Below are 19851 nucleotides of genomic sequence, written 5' to 3' on the forward strand. Positions count from 1 at the left end.
GCCCATTTTTATACCTTACTTATAATTTATGGGTATTTTAGTTTAAAATAATTTAATTTATTATTAAAGGGGCTAGTTTTTTGGAAACTTATTTAATATTTATTTTAATTCTCCATCAAGTTCATATTTATTTAAGTATCCTCTTGGAGTTAGGACTTGATTATTTTTTGTTAATTTTGAATTTGAATTACAAATTATAATAAGTGTTGACATTGAAACAGCTTCATGTTCTATATCTTTGTTTATTAAATCTTGTGCAGTTGTTATTGTAATTTTTTCTTTTTCTACTCTTCCTACATTTGAAGCAATTATTGCAATTCTATTTTCATATCCATTTTCTAAAGCTTTTAAGAAATTTTGATATGGTTTAATTCTTTTTTTTGATTTTGGATTATAAATTCCTAAAACAAAATCACATTCAAGTGCTGCTTTAACTCTTTTATCTATTAAATTTATATCTGTTAATCTATCTGATAATGAAATAATAGAAAAGTCTTGAGATACAGGAGCTCCTGCTTTACTAGCTGCTGCTAAAAAAGAAGTAACTCCAGGAAGTGAAATAAGTTCAATTTCATCCCATAAATCTTTCTCATCCATAATTTCAACAATTAATGTTGCCATTCCATATACATTGACATCTCCATTTGAGATGATTGAAGTTGTTTTCCCACTTTTTGCATATTGTATTGCTTGATTACATCTTTGTATTTCATGTGTCATACCTGATGTATAAACTTCTTTTTCTTTTAATAACTCTTTTAGTTCTCTTGCATATTTACTATATGAAACTATAACTTCACTATTTTGTATTGCTTTTGTTGCTTCTGGTGTGATATATGAAGTTCCTCCTGCTCCTGAACTTACTATATATAATCTTTTTGCCATATTTAAACTGCTCCTGCGATTGTTATTTTTTTATTATATACTTCTTTTTTTAGTATTAGTTCTTTATATTTTGAAAGTAAAATTGCTGATGGTTCAGCTACACCTTTTAAATTAAAAAACTTTGTTGCTTGTGATGGAGAAAAATCTGCTTGAAGTGAGTTTATTTGCTCTTTATTATAAAATTTTATATCAAAACTATATTTTGAAGCAAATTCTAAAAGTCCTACCTCATCAGCTTTTGCTTCAAATGAAGCTATATTTTCTATTTGATGTTTGTTTAAGTTGTATTTATCTAAAAAGCACAAAAAGGCTTCTTCAATCTCTTGAAAAGTTGTATTTTTATTACAACCCATCCCTAAATAAACTTTTGGTTTTAAAGTTAGACTCTTGTTCGTAAATGGAGTTATATTTACACAAAGTTCTAAACTTTGTTCATCTACTCTTTTTAAATTTGTTTTATCAGAGATTGTTTCAAAGATGCTTTTATAAGTTTTAACTTCAACTTCTTTATTGTTTAATAATGCATTTGAGATTTTTGCTAAACATTGTAGGTTTTGTATTTCAAAGTTATTTTTCTTTGCAAATATATCAAAAGCAAAAATATTTGTTTGATCTGTTGCTGTTGAGATAAAATTTATGCATCCTTTAATTCTTGAAGCAATTAAGTCACTTAGTTCATTTGCTCCACCAATATGTCCACTTAAAAGGGGAATAATCTTACTTAAATCCATACTCATAACAATAATTGCAGGATCTGTAGCCTTACTTTTTAAAAAAGGAGCAATCTTTCTTACAACAATTCCCATAGCTAAAATACAAATAATTGCATCATATCTTTTCCAAGCATTTTCTAATACAGTATCTATTTTTTCATAGATTATAAGATTTGAAAGATTATGATTTAAATCTTTTTTACCATATACATCAACCTCAAAATCATGTAAGTATTTTAAAAGTTCACAAGCACTATTTAAACTTGGTTGATTTATTGATACAACTGCAATCTTTAGTCTATTGCTCATTGTCTGCCTTTAACTCTTTAACTAGTGGTTTTACATACAAATGTGATTCTTGAGTCTCTTCTTGTTTTAAAAAATCTCCCAAAAGAATTAGTGCTACACCTTTTATATGAGATACTTGTTGTTGAATATTTGAAATTGTTCCTTTGAAAATTTGTTCTTCTTTCCATGTTGCTTTTTCAACTACCCAACAAGGTGTATCTTTGCTATATCCTAACTTCAAAGCTTTTTTCTTTAATTTTTCAAGAAGTAAAATAGATAAATAAAATACCAAAGAAGAGTTTTTACAAGCTAATATATTTTCAAGACTTTCAGGATTTGGTGTTTTTCCCTCAACTCTTGTTAAAATCATAGTTTGTGAAACTCCTGGAATTGTATATTCAATTCCTAAACTAGCAGCTGCTCCAAATGCAGCTGTAATTCCTGGTATTACTTCATATGGTATTTTTTCTTTTTGTAAAAACTCAATCTGTTTTGCAATAGTTGAGTAAATAGAAGGATCGCCTGTATGAACTCTTGCTACAACTTTATCTTTTTGCTTTTTTAAAAAAGCAAAAATCTCAGGATATTTCATACCTTGAGAATCTTCTATAATTGCATCAGCTTTGCACCAAGAAAGAACCTCTTTGGGAACTAATGAACCAGTATATAAAACAGCATCAGCTTTTTGAAGTATTTTTTGTGCTTTTACTGTAACTAAATCTGGATCTCCACATCCAGCACCTATAAAATATATCATTTTTTATTTACCTTTATTTGAAATAGTTGTCTTTCAGGCTCTACTAAATCAAGTTTACCTTTATATGTTGTAAGAGAGATAGAGTAAACTTCATATTCAATTTTTGTTTCATTTAAAACATTTAGCATAAGATTTAGATGTTTTAAGGTAATTGCATTTATCAATAAAATCCCTTTTTCATCTAATATTTCATAAAGTTTTGGAAGTTGTTTTATAACTTCAACTCCCCCACCTCCTACAAATATCCTTTGAGGTGTCTCTTTAAGTGTTTGAAAAAAATCTTGTGCTTCTCCACTTAAAAGTTTTGTATCAATTACATAATGATTTTTTAAATTCTGTTTTATAAAATCTATTCTTGTTTCATTTTTTTCAAAAAGTGTTGTTTTTACTTTATATCTTTTAAAAGCTTCTATTGCGCAACTTCCACTTCCTGCACCAATATCCCACAGTAGATTATTTGCTTGTAAATCTAGATTTTGCAAAGTAAGTTGTCTTTTGTATTTTTTTGTAATCATTCCTCTTTGTGTTTCAAACTCAATATCTTCACTAATTATATTTTTATTTTTAAACTCTTTTTTAATAAGTAAAACAAAAGGAGCTGTTAAATCAAGTAAATGTTCATCAAAATTTAATAAATCAATTTTTTCAATTTTCTCTTCATTAAATCCAAGTTTATAGCCAAGTGTAGTAGAAATAGAGTTTGCTTCAAAATAGTGTAGGGCAGTTTTTAATCTTGAAATGGTAAATTTATCACAAAGTATAAAAGTATATTTATTTTGTAAAAACTTGGTTAAGTCAATATCAACTCTTCCATGTAAAGATATTGTATTTACATCTGTTTCACTAATAAATAGTTTTTCTAACAAATAACTTTTTGAAGATGTATTATTTATAATCTTTACTCTATCTTTTGGTAAATCTTTTGCAATAATAGTTCCTGCACTATAAAATAAAGGTGAACCAGTTACTACATATAAAATCTCTTCTTTTTCATAGTTTTGCAAAATATACTCTTTTGCTTGTTTGTATTTTAATTTTATAATATTTTTGCCATCTTCTAAAAAATTTGAATCACAAATAACTTTATCAAATTTTGATATATCAAAATCAAGATTTGAAAAATCATACTCTCCCATTCCATTTCCTGCAATAGTTACCATCCTAAAACCTCTTTTTCTTCTAATATTATGGCTTTTACATTTGAAGTTTTAAACCACTTTTTTATTTGTTTGTTTGCTTTTAATGTTATCATCTCATAAAACTCTTTTACTAAACCTGCTTTTTCAAGTTCTTGAGATATCCCTTTTACGGTTAAAGTAGCTTCTATGTCCACTTCATAATTAAGATTTCTTTTTATATCAGCTTGTAATTTATCAAAATCAATCACACCAAATCTATTATGTGTATTTTTAAAGCCTTGATAGACTTTTGTCATTTTCCCAATTCCACATAAAAATATCACTTCTTTGGCATTTTGATTTGTTGCTACTTCAATAGAATCATATACAAAATTGCCTATTTCAATAATTGCTTCTTTATTTGCTTTTGAACAAGCTATATTAAAAGCAGAATTACCTAGTGTAAAATAGATAGTTTCATATCTATTTTGTATGGCAAACTCTATTTGTGTTTTAACTGAATCAATATATGCAGAACTTGAAACAGGTTTTACAACTCCTGTTGTTCCTAATATTGAAATACCCTCAAGAACACCAACTTTTGCATTAGCTGTTTGTTTAGCTATCTCTTGTCCATTTACAACACTTATACAACATTTTAAATGTAAGTGTTGTCTCTTGTTTGTTTTTATCTTAAAATAGTCTTGTATTGCATTTAAAGGAGCAGGATTGATTGCTGGGTAGGGTGGTGGAATTTTTAAACCTTTTTTTGTAACTACTCCAACGCCAATTCCTGCATAAATTTCCAAGCTATTTGTTTCACATTTAAATAGTTGTGCTTTTTGAAATGTGGGATTTAATAAAAATTTTTCAATAGAAAAGTCCAAACTTACAATAATCTTGCAACCTTTTGTTACATCTAAGTCATCATTATTAATTTTTATTGTTTTTGTAATGCACGCTTTATTTGTAGCAAGCAACACATCTAAACAACTTCTAAATGATGCAACAGCGTGTGTACCTGTTGTATAGCCTTTTCTTAAAACTTTTTGGTTTTTCATTTATAAAAACTTGGATCACTCATTGGTACTTGTTCAAACTCATCAATTTCATCAATAGTTCTATTTTCTTTTAATGAAATAAAAAGTCTTTTCCATTTATCTTTATCATATTTATGAATATTTTTAAGCCAAATTCCATTGTTATTAATATTTCCATTGATTTTAGTATTTTCATAAATATTTGCAACACTTCTAAATCTACAAGCTCCAAAACATCCTGTTCTAACTATCTTGATTCTATCTTTTCCTTTTGATAGATTTAACTCTTTTAATACTTCTCTTAATGTTGCAGCGATATTTTTATCTTTATGAGCTTTTCCGCATCTTTCATCATCACAAATAAAAAGTTGTGTTTTTAGGTGCATTATTGGCTTATTTGCATCAAAATTTTTTGGTTTGCATGTAAAACCATCTGCAACTTCACTTCCCATTGCATTAAATAGCTTTTTATTTTCCATTATACTTCTCATCCTTATCATAATCTTTGATTAGTTTATAAATAGCATGAAGTGTGGCTACACTCATAGTTGAACTTCCAAATCTTCCTTGCATAATAATTCCAGCTACATTAAAAGTATCGCAAAACTTTCTTGCATAAGCTTTTGATTCAACTACATTTACAAATCCAACAGGAAATAGTAATAAAGCAACATTGTTTAAATCTACTTTTTGCTCTATTAAAGTATTAATAGCTGCATAAATAAATGTAGGAGCATTCCCACAAGCAAGAACTAGTGGCTTATCTTTATGTCTTTTAATAGCTTCAACTACAGCTGCATAACTTCTTGTGGTTTTATTTTTTTGTGCATATTCATAAGTAAAAGACTCATTTATATAACAAATAACTTCATTGTCATACTTTTTTAAGTAAAAATCACTAAGTCCAACTTTTATCATATTTACATCAACTATTATTTTTGCTTCATTTAAAAGCAAGTTTTGCACTTTTTTAATAGAATCTTTTGAAAAATAGATATTATTTAGTACTTCATCAAAGCAAGTAGTCGTATGAATTAGTCTACTTATTACCTCTTGTTGCTCTTTTGTAAACTCATCTATTTTTTCATAATCTTTTAGTTCATTGTTTATTATTTCAAATGATTTATTTGAGATATCAGCACCTAAATTTATAGGTGGTTGTTCTATTTTAAATTCCAAAGTAATCCTTTAATATATTTAAATTATTTCTAAACATTGTATGTAAATATGTGCCATATACATTCTCTTTTTTCCAAGCTCCAAACTCTCCTTTAGAATTCTTTTTTTTACTTAAAATATCAATTGCATTTTTTGTATCAATTGGTTTTGTATAGTGAAAAGCATGACCTTTTAATCCCTTTTGATTATAATAATATCCTAAGCGATTTCTTTTATTTGTAAGGGTAAAACTAACATCTAAAATATTCATCATTTTCTTATCATCAACATTTTTTGAAAGAAATAATAATCCAGCACATTCAGCATAAACGTACCTTTTATCTTTAACATGCCTTAATAAAGAGTCTTTAAAATTCTTTGAATTCTTAATCTTGTCATATGCTTTTTGTGTTTCAATATAGCCCCCTAAGATATATACAAAATCTGAATCTTTGCTTATTTGTTCATCTTTACTAGGGTTAACTATTTCCACTTTATTGAAAAGCTCTTTTAAAACTTTTAAGTTATCATAATATAAAAATGAAAAATTCTCATCTTTTATAATAGTTGCTTTTTTATTTACTTTTTCAATTTTCTCAAAGGGATAATTATTATTTTTCTTTTTTGTATAAGCTGAAATCTTTTGTAGTTTTTCTAAATCTATATGTTTTAAAACTTCTTTTGATAGCTTTTGTAAAGTCTCTTTTTTTGCATCATTTAAATCAAGTCCTAAGTGTGTATCTTTTAAGCAAGGAAGATTTTTTTCTATCCATCCTAAAATTTCAATATCATCAAAATCTTCATTTACTTGTCTTTTTATTAACTCATAATGCATACTTGATGAAATATTATTTAATACAATTGCTTTGATTGTATTGTCTTTTTTATAAGTTTTTAATCCTTTTAAAACTGCACTAATAGTTATATAAGATCCACTAGCATCAAGAATTAAAATAGTAGGTATTTTTAAAAGTTTGGAAACATCATAAGCAGAACAAGATTTGTCCATTCCATCATAAAAACCCATTACACCCTCAACAATACAAATATCTTTATTATTATATTTATTAAAAATCCATTTGACTTGAGATTTATTCATCATAAAAGTATCAAGATTTATTGAATTTGTATCACAAATAGCTTTATGAAATTGTGGGTCTATATAATCTGGACCTATTTTAAAAGGACGCACACTTTTTCTATAATGATAAAGTAATGCAGTAGTTAAAATAGTTTTACCTTGATTTGATGCAATAGCAGATATAACAAAAGCTTTCATTTTACCTCTTTATAAAATTTTTTAGCTAAAATTTAGCTATGAAAAATCTTAGAGGGTATAATAAGCGTTATTTTAAATTGTCAACAATTGCGATGTTCTCGACAATTAATAAATTATGTACAGCAGAAACTAATAATAATTTATACCACAAAAGAGCTTATGAAAACGAAATAAACTCTTTAGATCCACCAAAAAAATCTCAAATTTTACTATTATTAACAAAATAATCATTACTTAACATACAAATATTTCATAATTGAAATTTATATATAATAAAGGACTATCTATGCATATAGAAGCAGGAGTTGTGCAAGGCGCAAAAATGGTTTTAAGTTATGGGACGGCTGCCGTTTCATTTGGTATTGCTACAAAATTAGTAATCAATAGTATTAAACAAAGTGGATTTTTACCTACTATTGTAAAAACTGTTTTAGCTACGGTTTTTGTATTTATGTTTTTTGAACTTTTACCTCATCATGGTGTAGGTGTTTCAGAAGTACATCTTATTTTAGGTTCAACACTGTTTTTAATCTTTGGAGCTGCACCTACTGCTTTTGGTTTAGCTTTTGGTTTATTAATTCAAGGTTTGTTTTTTGCACCATTTGATTTACCTCAATATACTATAAATGTAACTACTTTATTAATGCCTCTATTTGCAATGATGTATATTGCTAATAAAATTATTCCTAAAAAAACAGCATATAAAGATATAAACTATAAAGATGCTTTAAGACTTTCAGTTATGTATCAAGGTGGGATTGTTTCTTGGGTTGCTTTTTGGGCACTTTATGGACAAGGTTTTGGTATTGAAAACTTAAGTTCGGTATTGAGTTTTTCTCTTGCTTATATGAGTGTTGTTATTTTAGAACCATTTATTGATTTAGCAGTTCTTGCAGGTGCAAAAAGTTTAAATACATTAAAATCAAGTGCTTATGTTGAAGCAAGATTATATAATAGCGTGAAGTAATTAATGAAAAGATTTAGACACTATAATAGAAAAAGAGCTATTGTTTTAGCTTGTTTTGGTTCAGTAATAGAACAACAAAAATATTTAGATTTAGAAGATAAAGTAAAACAAACATATCCAGACTGTGAGGTTTTTACCTCATTTTCTTCAAGAATGGTAATAAAACTTTTAAAGAAAAAGAAAAAAGAAGTTTATAAAAATCTTCCTCAAACTTTAGCTGATGTTGATATGCAAGGCTTTAAACATGTGGTTATAGTATCTGTTAATATATATCCAACTGATGAACATGAGTTTTTGAAAAAGATTGTTGATGGATTTAAACAGTTTTCTATGGCAAATCTTGCAATTACAAATGCAATACTTACAACATCAAAAAATACAACTTCTTTTTTAACTTCTTTAAATGAACAAATAAGTAAAGATGATACTGCAAATTTATATATTATTCATGGAACACCAAAATTAAATACTATAGGAATTGATTCTATAAATTATACAAGTTCATTATTAGAGATGATTGACAAAAGAAATTTTAGTTGTTCTTTAGAGGGAGCTTTTCCTTATTTTGCAGTAAATAATGTAATAAAACAAAAAATAAAAGAAAAAGGTTTTAAAAAAGTTCAAATTGTACCACTTCTTTTAGTTAGTGGAAATCACTATATTAAAGATATGACTGAAATAAAAGAGGATTTAAGTGATAGTTTTGAATCTTTTATTGCTCCTTCTTTAACAAAAGGTGAGAATTTTAATCTTTTAGAGTTAGCAAAAACTCAAGAGATTATATTAAGTAATATAAAAGAGTCTTTTAAAATGCTTGGTATTAGCCATAAAACAATGACTTATTAGGAAAATATATGAAATTAAATATGGTTTCTTTAGGACCTGGTGATTATGAGCTAATCACATTAAAAGCATTAAAGGCTTTACAATCTTGTGATGCGATTTGTATTCCTACAAAAAGTGCAAATAATAGTTTTGAAAAATCAATGACTTATAAAATAGTAAAAAAACTAATGGATGAGTTTAATTTTGAAAAAACAATAATTCCTATGTATTCTCCTATGCGCTTTAAACAAGAAGATTGGCAAAGACAAGTGGATATAGTTTTTGATTCATTTAAATTATATGAAGACTTATGTTTTGTAACTTTAGGAGATAGCGCAGTTTATAGTACAGTTTATTATCTTCTTGAGATTATAAAAGAACAAAATAGAGCTATTTATGATAACTGTGAGGTCATACCTGGAGTTACTTCTTTTTCCCATGCTTCTGCAAAAGTTAAAAAGCCTTTATGTGTTGGAGATAGTAGTTTTATTATAAGACCTTTACATAAAAGGAAAGTTCCTTTTACAACAGTTTATATGCGTCCAAAAGTAGGTATGCAAACAGATATTATAAAAGATAAAAAAGATATTTATACTTTTGAAAATTTAAATTATGAAGGTGAAAAAATCTTAAATTATAAGAAAGAGAGAGTTGATAAATATATGACTTTATTTATTGATTTTGTGTAATTATGGGTGTAAAAACAAAATTAGATTTAAAACAGATAAATAGTTTTTTTGATAAATATATATTTGTAGATATAAAAAATACAAAAGAGGGAATTTCTGATACGGTTTATATTTTAAAAGATATAAATAATAAATCCTATGTTTTAAAACTTTATGAGAGCAATAGCTTTAAAAAAGTAGAAGAAGAAATAAAGATTTTAAACTCAATTGAGCATTTAAAAACTCCTATTGTTTTGGATATTTCAAGAAAATATATTAAACCTTTAGTACTTTTTTCATTTAAAAAAGGAGAGATAAAAAAAGAAGCAAGTTTTCAAAACCTTAAGCAAGTAGCTACTTTTTTTAAACAACTTCATACAATAAATTTAGATTTTAAAACAAGCAATGACTTTGATTTAAAACCCTTAATAAATAAACTTGATAATAATGAAGAGTTTATCAAAAGGTATAAACATATAAAAGATATTAAAGTAGAAAAAAACTCTTTAATCCATGCTGATTTGTTTTTTGATAATGTACTATTTTACAAAGATAACTTAAATACAGTTTTAGATTTCTCAAACTCATGTATTAGTGATTATAGATTTGATTTAGCAATTATAGTTTTGACTTGGTGTTATGATAAAAATAGTATTAATGAAAACAAAGCAAACTTTTTTTTACAAGAATATGATAAAAAAATAACACTAAAGTGTATAAGAAGCTATCTTTTGTATGTATGTTTATATTATGCATTAAAAAGATATATAAACTTAAAAGAAGGAATCTATAAAGATGTTTGTTATAAGGAATTTCTTTTAAAATATGATGAAATATTTTCTAATAGTTTTAATTAAATAAGAGTTAATTTTTAAACAATATAATTTCAAAAATTTTTAAAGGAGAGAAGTTTGAAAAAGCAAAGAAGATATTTTACGCTATTTACTATTTTATTGGCAACTATTGAATCTAAACTATTAAGCTTATATAGTTTGATTTTTACACTAAATAAATATACTTTTGTAAAAGTACATAAAATACTTTTATTAAGACAATTAAAACCAATAAAACTTTATTCAACAAATAATATAATCTAGGGAGAATTAATCACACAATGAAACAGAATAAGAAACTATCTACAAGCTTAGTAGCAAGCTTACTAATAGCTACAACAACTGCATGTGCAAAATATGATATTACACCAATTACTATTACAAGTGCTTCTAAAACAGAGCAATCAATAAAAGATGTAACAGCTAATGTTGAAGTAATTACAAAAGAAGAGATTGAAGAAAAAAGATTTACTACTGTTAGTGAAGCTTTAAATTCAATAGCAGGAGTTTCATTCACTTCAAATGGTTCAATAGGAAATAGTTCAAGTATTTTTGTAAGGGGAATGTCTAGTAATAGAGTACTTGTATTAGTAGATGGAATAAGATATCAAGACCCATCAAATACAAGTGGAGCTTCTTTTGAAAATTTAATGGCTTCTGATATTGAAAGAATAGAGCTTATAAAAGGTGCTTATAGTGGTATTTATGGTTCTGATGCAAGTGCAGGTGTTATAAATATAATTACAAGTTCAGCTAAGAAAGGTTTAAATGCTTCTGTTAATTTAGAAGCTGGAAGTTACCTAACAAAAAAATATGGTATTGTTTTATCAAATAAAGAAGATAATTATGATTTTAAAGTTAGTGCAAATAGATTTTTAACTGATGGCTTTTCTTCTCAAACAGAAGATAAAAAAAGTGAAAAAGCATTTGAAAGAGATGGTTATCAAAATACAAATATTGGTATAAAAACAAACTATTATTTTACTCAAAATGATAGAATAGGGTTTATTTATAATTATATTAATTCAAATGTAGAGTATGATGCTTTTAATGCTCCAAATGCAATACAAAGAGCAACAAGCAGAACAAATCTATATTCAGTTTTTTATACAAAAAAGTATAAGATTCATGATATTAAAGTTAAGTATGAATTTTCAAAATTTAAAAAAACAAATTTAGATACAAGCTTTGGTGTTAAAGATTATCAAGGTAAAACAAAAATAGTAGAGTTAACAGATACTATTTTTTATAATAAAAAAGATTTTATAATTGCTGGTTTTTCAAATGAGAAGTATGAAGTAGATTATAACCAAGTAGATAAAACTACAAATGAAGATGAAAATACAAATAAAGCAATATTTTTGTCAAATACAAATACTTTTGATAAATTAATTTTAAATCAAACTTTAAGAAAAGATAGTTATTCAAATTTTGATGATAAAGTAACTGGAAAAGTTGGGTTTAAATATAACTTTATGAAAGAACTTTCATTTTCTGGAAACTATGGAACAGCATATACTGCACCAAATATTATTAAGATTTTAAATCCTTGGGGAACTTCAAATCCTGATTTAAAACCTGAAAAATCAAAAGGTTATGATTTAACGCTTGATTATAAAAATTTAAGTTTTACTTATTTTAATAATAAGGTTGAAGATTTAGTTTCATGGGAATCAAATCAATATGTTAATACTTCAGGAAATTCAAGATTTAAAGGTATAGAAATAAAATATACAAATCAAATTTTTCAAGATACTTTACTTTCTTTAAATTATACTCACTTAAGTGCTGAAAATGAAGATAAAGAGCCTTTAGCTAGAAGACCCAAAAGACAATTAGGTTTTTCTTTAGATTATTATGGTTTTTCAAAAGTTCATTTAAATTTAAATGGTTCTTATATAGGTACAAGATATGATGAAACTGATAGTAAAGGTGAACAAACAGGTAGATATACACTTTTTAATTCTGTGATTAATTACTCAATCAATGATAAAACAAAACTATATTTAAAACTTGATAATATAACAGATAAATATTACCAAACAGTAGATGGTTATGCAACAGCAGGAAGAAGTGCTTATGTTGGTTTAAAGGTTAGCTTTTAATGAGATTTTTCATACTTTTAGTTTGTATTGTTAGTATAGGTTTAGCAAAACAAAGAATTGTAACCTTGTCTCCTTCAATAAATGAGATAGTTTATGCTTTAAACAAAGGCGAAGAAGTAGTTGCAAATACAGCTTATTGCAACTACCCAAAGGAGTCAAAAAAAGTTAAAAAAGTAGGTGGATATGCAAATGTATCTTTAGAAAAAATACTTAAAGTAAAACCTACACTTGTTTTAACACAAAACTATAATCAAAAACTAATAAACAATCTAAAAGCTTTGGGAATTAAAACTTTAGTTTTTAAAACTGATACAATAGGGTCAATTAAACATACAATTAAAACTTTAGGTAAAGAGTTTGATAAACAAAAAAAAGCAAATGAGCTTATTTATTCAATAGATAAAAGTTTAAAAAGTATAGAGAATATAATCACAAATCAAAAGATAATGATTGTAATTCATCCTAGTAAAAACTTGAAAAAGAGTATTTTTATTGCAGGAAATAATCTATATTTTAATGACATTTTAAAAGCATCAGGCAATAAAAATGCATATATTTCTAAAAACCAAGCTCAACCTGTATTAAATGTAGAAAAAATAATAGCTTTAAATCCGGATATTGTTATAATATTAGCAGCTTTTTTTGAAAACGATAAAGAAGCTCTTGATGAGGTAATTAATGTATGGAAAAAATTACCAATAAATGCAAGTATAAAAGATAATATTTATGCTATTGATAAAGAGTATGCTGGTATTCCAAGTCATAGAGTTAAATATTTTATCAAAGATTATAAAAAGATATTGGTTGATGTTAAAAGTAAGTAATTATAGTAATTTTATTTTAAAAAATATAAGTTTTTTTTTAAATGAAAATGAAAATTTAGTAATTTTAGGAGAGAATGGTGCTGGTAAAAGCACTCTTGCAAAAGTTATTTGTGGACTTATTGAAAGTGAAGCAATTGAGCTTTATGAAAAAAATTTAAATAGTTTAAGTCAACAAGAACGCGCAAACTTTATAAACTATATCCCACCTAAACTATCAATTTTTGATGAGTATATTACATTAAAAGAGTTTTTAGAGCTTTCAAGTATAAATAGTGTAGATATAAAAAGATTGAAAAAAGTAATTTTATTATTAAATTTAAAGAAATTAGAAAATAGATACTGCAATGATTTAAGTTCAGGTGAAAAACAATTATTATTATTGGCTTCAAGTTTAATGCATAATGCAAAAATCACTATTTTTGATGAATTAACAGCAAATTTAGATATAAATAGATTAAAAGAAGTTTTTGATATTTTTAAATCAAACTTTTTAAATCAAAAAATAGTTATTACACATAATCTTGATTTAGCATATGCATTAAAGTTTAAAATTCTTTTTTTAAAAGATGGGAAAATAGAGTTTTTTGGTGAAAATGAAGAGTTTTTTACAAATAAAAATTTAAACAAATTTTATAAAAACTCAATATCAAAAGTAAATGACCACTTGGTGGTAAACTTATGAAAAAGAGTCTTTTATATATTTTTTTCATAATAATTTTATTGATAACTCCTTTTTTAGGAGAGGTGGATTTAGATTTTACGAATTTATTTTCAAAAGATACTTTAGATTATAAGATATTTTGGGACTTAAGAGTTCCTAGAAGTTTACTTGCTTTTTTTGTTGGTGCTATTTTGGCTTTAAGTGGTTTGATTTTTCAAATAATTTTTAAAAATCAACTTATTACTCCATACACTTTAGGAATTGCAAGTGGAACTACTTTGTTTACTGCAATTTCAATTGTATTTTTTCCAACACTTGTTTTGTCTATTTCAGGAGTAGTTGGTTCAATCTTTACGATTTTGATTTTATATTTTATATCAAGATATATAAATAAAAATCAAATAGCAGTCTCTACAAATACAATCTTGCTTATTGGTATCTCTTTATCTTATTTTTATTCATCTGCTTTGATGTTGGTTTTTTATATTAGTAATTTACAAGAAAACTATTCGATTGTTAGATTTACTCTTGGGAGCTTAGATACGGTTGGTTTTTTTGATTCTTTTGTAGTTTTTATTTTTTCAATTATTTTATATTTTGTGATATTTAAAAATAGATTTAATATAAAACTTCTTTTAGTCTCAAATGATACAGCATTTTTAAAAGGATTAAATGTACAAAAAACCAATATTACTTTACTTATAGTAATCTCTTTAAGTGTGGGTGTATCTATAAGCATAGTTGGTCCTATTGGCTTTATAGGGCTTATTGTTCCTCATATTATTAAACTTATATATAAAAAAAGTGCAGAAAAGCTTATTTTCCCTGTTTTCTTCTTTGGAGGAATATTTTTAGTTATTTGTGATTTGATTGCAAGAAACTTAAATACAGATTCAGCTTTACCTATTGGAGTTGTCACTGCATTTGTAGGGGCTCCATTTTTTATTTATTTGTTAATTAGAAGAAATAAAAAACTCAATTAAATCTTCCAGTGTTTGATTTTTTTTCTATTTATTTCTTTTTTTACAATATCACAAAGCATAGGAAAAAACTCTAAGAAATCTTCTTCTAATAAAATGATATTATCGCAAACTGCATCATAATAACTAATCGCTGTATCCCTTGCTAGAAGCCTTTTTGACAATCTTAAATCGATTCTTTCAAAAGCTATTTTAAGATGTTCTAAATCTTGATATTTATTTAAAAGATCTCTTTTTATAAGACCTTTTATAAGAGTATTTGCTCTTTTTGGAAAATAAATAGCTCTTTTATTTGCTTTTGTATAAAAATCATACGAAAATTTTTCAATTGGAATATTACAAAATTTTTCCCAATTTTTTGTAAGTAAATAATCATAAGTCAAATCAATAACAATTGATTTTAATAAACCTTTCTCTTTTAGTCTTGCTTTACTTTTTTTTACTATTTTATTTGAGTCTGTATATGAATCGATAATTTTATGTACTCTAACACCTTCTTTTAACTCTTTGATTGCATGATTCCAAAGCCTAGTTTTAAGAGGATCTGCTAAAAAATTACCCAATTGAAAATCAATATGCTGTTCTGATAAAAAAATATGTGCTAACCAATTCATTAAATACCTTTTAAATATTATTTTAACATAAAAAAATAAATGAAAAATCAATGATTATAATCTAAGCTTATATATAAGTAAAATTTATTTAAGAATGATAAGTTATAATTATGTTTTAATTAGCATAAAGGCTTAATCTTTGCTTTTAGTTTTTTAGGAATATGTGCAAATGCAATAGTGCTGTTTTTGATAAATAGATTTTTTTCATAAATAGCTACATCTAAATTCATACTATTTGGATTTATATTTAACAGCTTAAGATTTTGACCTCTGTCATTTTCAAATGATAGGTTTTGATTACTTAATCTAACTAAAGCTTTTTTTGCCATATAAAATCCTTTTTTTGCTAATTATAAATAATTTTATCTTAAAAGGTTTTTTTAATGAGCGATGAAACAATAAAATCTATTCCATCAAATAGATTACAGTTTTTTCCTGTTATGATGTTTGCTGTTATAATGGGACTTGGTGGATTAACATTGGTTTATGAAAGAGCACATGAAGTTTTAGGATTAAGCTCTTTTTTTTATTTAGTACTTAAAACTATAACAACAATTATATTTATTTTTGTAGTATTAACATATGTAATTAAACTATTTATGTATTTAGCTGAAGTAAAAAAAGAGTTTTCACATCCAATTAGAATAAACTTTTTTGCAGCAATTTCTATCTCTTTTTTATTAATGTCTGCAATTTATAAAAATAGTATTGATATTTCAAATATACTTTTTTATTTTGGATTATTTTTACATCTATTTTTTACTTTAAATACATTGAAATATTGGATAAATAATAATTTAGAGATGAAACATTCAAATCCTGCTTGGTTTATTCCTATTGTTGGAAACTTAATTGTTCCTGTTGTTGGGACAAATCACTTAGACTCTATGTATTTGATGTTTTTCTTTTCAATTGGTATATTCTTTTGGATTATTATGTTATCAATTATTTTAAATAGAATAATTTTTCATAATCAGTTTGCACCAAAATTTATGCCAACACTTTTTATTTTAATAGCACCACCATCTGTTGGTCTTATTGCATATTATAAAATGACACACAGTTTGGATTTTTTTGCTTTAATATTATTTAATTTAGGATTGTTTTTTACTTTTTTGATTTTTTTTATGTATAAAAATTTTGTAAAAATTAAATTTTTTATATCTTGGTGGGCATTTACCTTTCCTATGGCTACAATTGCCCTTGCTTCAATTTTGATGTATGAGTTAACAAACAAGGATATTTACGAGTTCTTTTCATACTTTTTTAGTCTGGTTTTAACAATGATTGTTTTAGTAGTTGCATATAATACTATTGTGCATATGTTTAAAAAAGAGATATGTATAATGGAATAAAATAATATTTCTTATAATAATTTATGAAACCTTTTGTTATACTCATGCTAACTTATACAAAAGGTAATAGTTATTATGGAATATAGATATATAGGAAATAGTGGATTAAGAGTTACTCCAATTTGCTTAGGAACAATGACATTTGGAAGTACAACTACTAAAGAAGAAGCATTTAAAATAATGGATAAAGCATATGATTTCGGAATCAATTTTTTTGATACTGCTGAGCTTTATCCTGTTCCACCAAATGCTAAAGATGCAGGAATTACAGAAGAGATTGTAGGACAATGGATAAAAACAAAGCCAAGAGATTCTATAATTTTAGCTACAAAAGTAGCAGGAGCTGCTTCTGGATGGTTTGTTCCTCCTGTTAGACATGGGCTTACTGCAATTGACTCTTTTCATATAAAAAGAGCAGTTGAAAAAAGTTTAAAGAAATTAGATACTGATTATATAGACCTTTATCAAATGCATTGGCCTGATACAATTGTACCTATTGAAGAGTCTTTAAAGGCATTTGATGCGCTTATAAAAGAAGGAAAAGTAAGATATATTGGTACTTCAAATGATAGTGCATATGGACTTACTAAAGCAAATGAGACTTCAAAACATAAAAATTTAACAAGATTTCAATCAATTCAAAATAATTTTTCATTATTAAATCCAAGATTTTTAGATGAATTAGCAAATGTTTGTAAAAAAGAGAATATTTCATTACTTCCATATTCTCCAATTGCAGGGGGAGTTTTAGCAGGAAAATATAACAGTGGACTTTTCCCTGATGAAGCTAGATTTGGTATTTATATGAAAAATAAAAGTCCAAGAGTTCAAGCTATGGCAAAAAGATTTGTAAATGATAAAACTATTGAGGCTACAAAAAGATATGTAACTTTAGCAAATGAGTATGGAATTTCACCAGTAACATTAGCAGTTGCTTATTCTAAACATTTTGATTTTGTTGCTTCTACAATTATTGGAGCTAGAAAACATGAACAGTTGGATGATTCTTTAAAAGCATTGAACTTTAAAATAGATAAAGAGTTATTAGAAAATATACAGAAAATACAAAATGAGATTTTATATCCTATGGGATAACTAAGGAACAAAATGGAATTATATTTTTTCGTTCTTCTTTTTGCTTTATTAGTTATGCAATATTATAGTGTATTAACTAGATTTAGAATATTTAAAATATCAAGAAAAGTTTTTGATAAAAAGTTGAAAATAGCTCAAGTAAAATTAATTGATTCTACTTTTCCTCTTTTTCCTATTATTGATGGAAATAAGTTTGTTACTTTACTTGATTTAAAAGATAATGAGCTTTTTTCTTTTCTTGTTGAAACAAGTGATGGAGAACAAGAAATAGTAAAGAAAATTGTAAAATCTCGTGATGAAAAAAATAAACTAATAAAAGAATCAAAAGAGTTTTACTCTTTATTAGAAAAAAATATAAAAGATAGTTTCTTTGTAAATTTGGAGCTTGTAGACTTACCAAAAAGTTTAAATAAAGGTATTAAAAAAGAAGTAATTGTATTTATTGATGAAAATTTACTTCAAGAAACAAAACTTTGTATTAGTTTTGAGTTTATAAAATATTTTGTTAAATATTATGATGATGTTATTTTTAAATTTTACTCTAATTTACACAAAAATCGCTTTGAAAAGCTTATTGAAAAAGGTTATTTGGGTAAATATGAAAAAATAGATACAAAAATTTTGGACTCAAATCAAATTTGCATAGATAAATTATCAGAATACTTATATAGCATAAGAAATAAAAAATATAACTACTATAACAAGATATTTGATAAAAATGAAAAATTAAGTGTACATCAAAACTTAAGAAAAACTATTTATAATGAAAGTTTTAAGAAGAACTATTTTTTAAATGAAGAAGAGATATATTTAGAAGTAGGGGAAGATTTGAGACAAATTGTGAAAAAACAGTTTCAAGTTATTCTTTTTAGGGATAAAGTATTTGAGTTAGAAACTTTTCTAACAAAAGAAAAAGATAGCTTTATCTTAGAAACATATATTCCAGAAGATGCTATGAAAATCAAAAAAATTACTTTTAACTTTAAAGAAAAAAGCTTTAGTGTTGAATAGCTTATTTTTAATAAAAAATTCTAATTATTTTTCTTAATTTTAAACTTATATTAATTATTTAAAACTATAATAGTGACAAAAAAGTAACTAATAGTATTATATCTGATAATTAATTTATAATTTTTTAAATACATTACTTACAAATATAACAATTTTTTAGGATTTTAATGATAGAAAATAGTGCAGAAAAAAAACTTTTATTATTAGTAAAGTATGCAATGCCACTTGTAACAATTTTTGTCTCTTTTATATTTACTCTTTTTATGATTTTTAATAACATTGAAGAGTTTAAAAAAGATTCAATAGATTTAAAAGCTGATTATATTAAAAATCAAAAAGCTTTAGTAAAAAGCGAAGTAAAAAGAGTTTATGACAGAATTTTAAAAAATCAAACTAGCGTTATTCCAACAATTGAAAAAAATATTAAAAATAGAATTAATGAATCTTATGAAATAGCTATGAATATTTATAAAGAACATAAAAATAAAAAAACCAATAATGAAATAATAAAACTAATAGGTGACTCTTTAAGAGGTGTAAAGTTTAATGAGAAAAGAGGATATTATTATATTTTTGATTTTAATGGCAATTGTATTTTATATCCCCCAAATAGAAAACTTGAAAATAACAACTATTTAAACTATGAAGATCCAAATGGTTTTAAAATAGTAAAAG

23 protein-coding genes are annotated in these 19851 nt (G+C 25.2%); 13 read left to right on the forward strand and 10 right to left on the reverse strand.

Annotation, left to right across the window (positions count from 1 at the left end):
• Positions 1–99 precede the first annotated feature (99 nt).
• Genes ACTCCZ_RS11840 through ACTCCZ_RS11875 form a run of 8 tightly spaced genes read right to left on the reverse strand, consistent with a single transcriptional unit; the run spans position 100 to position 7238 of the window.
• On the reverse strand, positions 100–885 hold the full coding sequence (locus ACTCCZ_RS11840) for a precorrin-3B C(17)-methyltransferase (protein ID WP_079577860.1): 786 nt from the start codon (positions 883–885) through the stop codon (positions 100–102).
• Between the two features lie 2 nt (positions 886–887).
• The gene (locus tag ACTCCZ_RS11845; RefSeq protein WP_079577861.1) at positions 888–1907 is read right to left on the reverse strand and encodes a cobalt-precorrin 5A hydrolase; all 1020 of its coding nucleotides are present in this window, start codon (positions 1905–1907) and stop codon (positions 888–890) included.
• Complete coding sequence (locus tag ACTCCZ_RS11850; protein WP_079577862.1) at positions 1897–2643, reverse strand: cobalt-precorrin-4/precorrin-4 C(11)-methyltransferase; 747 nt, start codon at positions 2641–2643, stop codon at positions 1897–1899. Before ACTCCZ_RS11850 ends, ACTCCZ_RS11845 begins: the two co-directional genes overlap by 11 nt.
• Entirely contained in the window at positions 2640–3803 is a 1164-nt protein-coding gene (cbiT, locus tag ACTCCZ_RS11855) for a precorrin-6Y C5,15-methyltransferase (decarboxylating) subunit CbiT (RefSeq protein WP_079577863.1), read from the reverse strand. Before cbiT ends, ACTCCZ_RS11850 begins: the two co-directional genes overlap by 4 nt.
• A complete protein-coding gene (cbiD, locus tag ACTCCZ_RS11860; RefSeq protein ID WP_079577864.1) occupies positions 3797–4822 on the reverse strand; it encodes a cobalt-precorrin-5B (C(1))-methyltransferase CbiD in 1026 nt (341 codons plus the stop codon). Before cbiD ends, cbiT begins: the two co-directional genes overlap by 7 nt.
• Entirely contained in the window at positions 4819–5280 is a 462-nt protein-coding gene (locus ACTCCZ_RS11865) for a (2Fe-2S) ferredoxin domain-containing protein (RefSeq protein ID WP_079577865.1), read from the reverse strand. Before ACTCCZ_RS11865 ends, cbiD begins: the two co-directional genes overlap by 4 nt.
• On the reverse strand, positions 5270–5980 hold the full coding sequence (locus tag ACTCCZ_RS11870) for a precorrin-8X methylmutase (RefSeq protein ID WP_079577866.1): 711 nt from the start codon (positions 5978–5980) through the stop codon (positions 5270–5272). Before ACTCCZ_RS11870 ends, ACTCCZ_RS11865 begins: the two co-directional genes overlap by 11 nt.
• Complete coding sequence (locus ACTCCZ_RS11875; protein ID WP_079577867.1) at positions 5970–7238, reverse strand: cobyrinate a,c-diamide synthase; 1269 nt, start codon at positions 7236–7238, stop codon at positions 5970–5972. Before ACTCCZ_RS11875 ends, ACTCCZ_RS11870 begins: the two co-directional genes overlap by 11 nt.
• A gap of 286 nt (positions 7239–7524) precedes the next feature.
• On the opposite strand from ACTCCZ_RS11875, the gene ACTCCZ_RS11880 reads away from it, so the two are divergent.
• Genes ACTCCZ_RS11880 through ACTCCZ_RS11920 form a run of 9 tightly spaced genes read left to right on the forward strand, consistent with a single transcriptional unit; the run spans position 7525 to position 15104 of the window.
• Positions 7525–8205 carry an energy-coupling factor ABC transporter permease gene (locus tag ACTCCZ_RS11880; RefSeq protein ID WP_079577868.1) on the forward strand — a complete coding sequence of 227 codons (681 nt, stop codon included), beginning with the start codon at positions 7525–7527 and terminating at the stop codon, positions 8203–8205.
• A 3-nt stretch (positions 8206–8208) separates the two neighbouring features.
• Positions 8209–9051: a sirohydrochlorin cobaltochelatase gene (locus ACTCCZ_RS11885; protein ID WP_079577869.1), complete on the forward strand. Its 843-nt coding sequence runs from the start codon at positions 8209–8211 to the stop codon at positions 9049–9051.
• 8 nt (positions 9052–9059) lie between these two features.
• A complete protein-coding gene (locus ACTCCZ_RS11890; RefSeq protein WP_079577870.1) occupies positions 9060–9719 on the forward strand; it encodes a precorrin-2 C(20)-methyltransferase in 660 nt (219 codons plus the stop codon).
• Between the two features lie 2 nt (positions 9720–9721).
• Positions 9722–10555, forward strand: a complete 834-nt coding sequence (locus ACTCCZ_RS11895) for a phosphotransferase (protein WP_079577871.1) — start codon at positions 9722–9724, stop codon at positions 10553–10555.
• A gap of 54 nt (positions 10556–10609) precedes the next feature.
• Positions 10610–10795, forward strand: coding sequence for a hypothetical protein (locus tag ACTCCZ_RS11900; RefSeq protein WP_079577872.1), 186 nt, complete (start codon positions 10610–10612; stop codon positions 10793–10795).
• 17 nt (positions 10796–10812) lie between these two features.
• Positions 10813–12636 carry a TonB-dependent receptor plug domain-containing protein gene (locus tag ACTCCZ_RS11905; protein WP_079577873.1) on the forward strand — a complete coding sequence of 608 codons (1824 nt, stop codon included), beginning with the start codon at positions 10813–10815 and terminating at the stop codon, positions 12634–12636.
• Entirely contained in the window at positions 12636–13460 is an 825-nt protein-coding gene (locus ACTCCZ_RS11910) for an ABC transporter substrate-binding protein (RefSeq protein WP_079577874.1), read from the forward strand. The genes ACTCCZ_RS11905 and ACTCCZ_RS11910 overlap by 1 nt, the downstream gene beginning before the upstream one ends.
• Positions 13444–14142 (forward strand): ATP-binding cassette domain-containing protein, encoded by a 699-nt coding sequence (locus ACTCCZ_RS11915; RefSeq protein WP_079577875.1) that lies wholly within the window; start codon positions 13444–13446, stop codon positions 14140–14142. The genes ACTCCZ_RS11910 and ACTCCZ_RS11915 overlap by 17 nt, the downstream gene beginning before the upstream one ends.
• Positions 14139–15104 (forward strand): FecCD family ABC transporter permease, encoded by a 966-nt coding sequence (locus ACTCCZ_RS11920; protein WP_079577876.1) that lies wholly within the window; start codon positions 14139–14141, stop codon positions 15102–15104. Before ACTCCZ_RS11915 ends, ACTCCZ_RS11920 begins: the two co-directional genes overlap by 4 nt.
• Here ACTCCZ_RS11920 and ACTCCZ_RS11925 read toward each other — a convergent pair.
• Complete coding sequence (locus tag ACTCCZ_RS11925; RefSeq protein ID WP_079577877.1) at positions 15101–15715, reverse strand: acyl carrier protein phosphodiesterase; 615 nt, start codon at positions 15713–15715, stop codon at positions 15101–15103. The genes ACTCCZ_RS11920 and ACTCCZ_RS11925 overlap by 4 nt on opposite strands.
• Positions 15716–15834: 119 nt before the next feature.
• A complete protein-coding gene (locus ACTCCZ_RS11930; protein WP_079577878.1) occupies positions 15835–16044 on the reverse strand; it encodes a malate dehydrogenase in 210 nt (69 codons plus the stop codon).
• A gap of 54 nt (positions 16045–16098) precedes the next feature.
• Here ACTCCZ_RS11930 and ACTCCZ_RS11935 point away from each other — a divergent pair, with 54 nt between their 5' ends.
• The 4 genes from ACTCCZ_RS11935 to ACTCCZ_RS11950 form a co-directional block, all read left to right on the forward strand.
• Positions 16099–17070: an SLAC1 anion channel family protein gene (locus tag ACTCCZ_RS11935; protein WP_079577879.1), complete on the forward strand. Its 972-nt coding sequence runs from the start codon at positions 16099–16101 to the stop codon at positions 17068–17070.
• Positions 17071–17145: 75 nt separating this feature from the next.
• On the forward strand, positions 17146–18165 hold the full coding sequence (locus tag ACTCCZ_RS11940) for an aldo/keto reductase (RefSeq protein WP_079577880.1): 1020 nt from the start codon (positions 17146–17148) through the stop codon (positions 18163–18165).
• A gap of 12 nt (positions 18166–18177) precedes the next feature.
• Entirely contained in the window at positions 18178–19176 is a 999-nt protein-coding gene (locus ACTCCZ_RS11945; protein WP_463187375.1) for a hypothetical protein, read from the forward strand.
• Positions 19177–19343: 167 nt separating this feature from the next.
• A partial coding sequence (locus tag ACTCCZ_RS11950; protein ID WP_463187376.1) for a cache domain-containing protein occupies positions 19344–19851 on the forward strand: 508 nt, incomplete at its 3' end.

The sequence above is a fragment of the Malaciobacter sp. genome, assembly GCF_055140965.1.

What these genes read in the sequence shown, in the direction of transcription:
- ACTCCZ_RS11840 (WP_079577860.1), bottom strand. Translation starts at nt 885, where the DNA reads ATGGCAAAAAGATTATATATAGTAAGTTCAGGAGCAGGAGGAACTTCA.
- ACTCCZ_RS11845 (WP_079577861.1), bottom strand. Translation starts at nt 1,907, where the DNA reads ATGAGCAATAGACTAAAGATTGCAGTTGTATCAATAAATCAACCAAGT.
- ACTCCZ_RS11850 (WP_079577862.1), bottom strand. Translation starts at nt 2,643, where the DNA reads ATGATATATTTTATAGGTGCTGGATGTGGAGATCCAGATTTAGTTACA.
- cbiT (WP_079577863.1), bottom strand. Translation starts at nt 3,803, where the DNA reads ATGGTAACTATTGCAGGAAATGGAATGGGAGAGTATGATTTTTCAAAT.
- cbiD (WP_079577864.1), bottom strand. Translation starts at nt 4,822, where the DNA reads ATGAAAAACCAAAAAGTTTTAAGAAAAGGCTATACAACAGGTACACAC.
- ACTCCZ_RS11865 (WP_079577865.1), bottom strand. Translation starts at nt 5,280, where the DNA reads ATGGAAAATAAAAAGCTATTTAATGCAATGGGAAGTGAAGTTGCAGAT.
- ACTCCZ_RS11875 (WP_079577867.1), bottom strand. Translation starts at nt 7,238, where the DNA reads ATGAAAGCTTTTGTTATATCTGCTATTGCATCAAATCAAGGTAAAACT.
- ACTCCZ_RS11880 (WP_079577868.1), top strand. Translation starts at nt 7,525, where the DNA reads ATGCATATAGAAGCAGGAGTTGTGCAAGGCGCAAAAATGGTTTTAAGT.
- ACTCCZ_RS11885 (WP_079577869.1), top strand. Translation starts at nt 8,209, where the DNA reads ATGAAAAGATTTAGACACTATAATAGAAAAAGAGCTATTGTTTTAGCT.
- ACTCCZ_RS11890 (WP_079577870.1), top strand. Translation starts at nt 9,060, where the DNA reads ATGAAATTAAATATGGTTTCTTTAGGACCTGGTGATTATGAGCTAATC.
- ACTCCZ_RS11895 (WP_079577871.1), top strand. Translation starts at nt 9,722, where the DNA reads ATGGGTGTAAAAACAAAATTAGATTTAAAACAGATAAATAGTTTTTTT.
- ACTCCZ_RS11905 (WP_079577873.1), top strand. Translation starts at nt 10,813, where the DNA reads ATGAAACAGAATAAGAAACTATCTACAAGCTTAGTAGCAAGCTTACTA.
- ACTCCZ_RS11910 (WP_079577874.1), top strand. Translation starts at nt 12,636, where the DNA reads ATGAGATTTTTCATACTTTTAGTTTGTATTGTTAGTATAGGTTTAGCA.
- ACTCCZ_RS11915 (WP_079577875.1), top strand. Translation starts at nt 13,444, where the DNA reads ATGTTAAAAGTAAGTAATTATAGTAATTTTATTTTAAAAAATATAAGT.
- ACTCCZ_RS11920 (WP_079577876.1), top strand. Translation starts at nt 14,139, where the DNA reads ATGAAAAAGAGTCTTTTATATATTTTTTTCATAATAATTTTATTGATA.
- ACTCCZ_RS11925 (WP_079577877.1), bottom strand. Translation starts at nt 15,715, where the DNA reads ATGAATTGGTTAGCACATATTTTTTTATCAGAACAGCATATTGATTTT.
- ACTCCZ_RS11930 (WP_079577878.1), bottom strand. Translation starts at nt 16,044, where the DNA reads ATGGCAAAAAAAGCTTTAGTTAGATTAAGTAATCAAAACCTATCATTT.
- ACTCCZ_RS11935 (WP_079577879.1), top strand. Translation starts at nt 16,099, where the DNA reads ATGAGCGATGAAACAATAAAATCTATTCCATCAAATAGATTACAGTTT.
- ACTCCZ_RS11940 (WP_079577880.1), top strand. Translation starts at nt 17,146, where the DNA reads ATGGAATATAGATATATAGGAAATAGTGGATTAAGAGTTACTCCAATT.
- ACTCCZ_RS11945 (WP_463187375.1), top strand. Translation starts at nt 18,178, where the DNA reads ATGGAATTATATTTTTTCGTTCTTCTTTTTGCTTTATTAGTTATGCAA.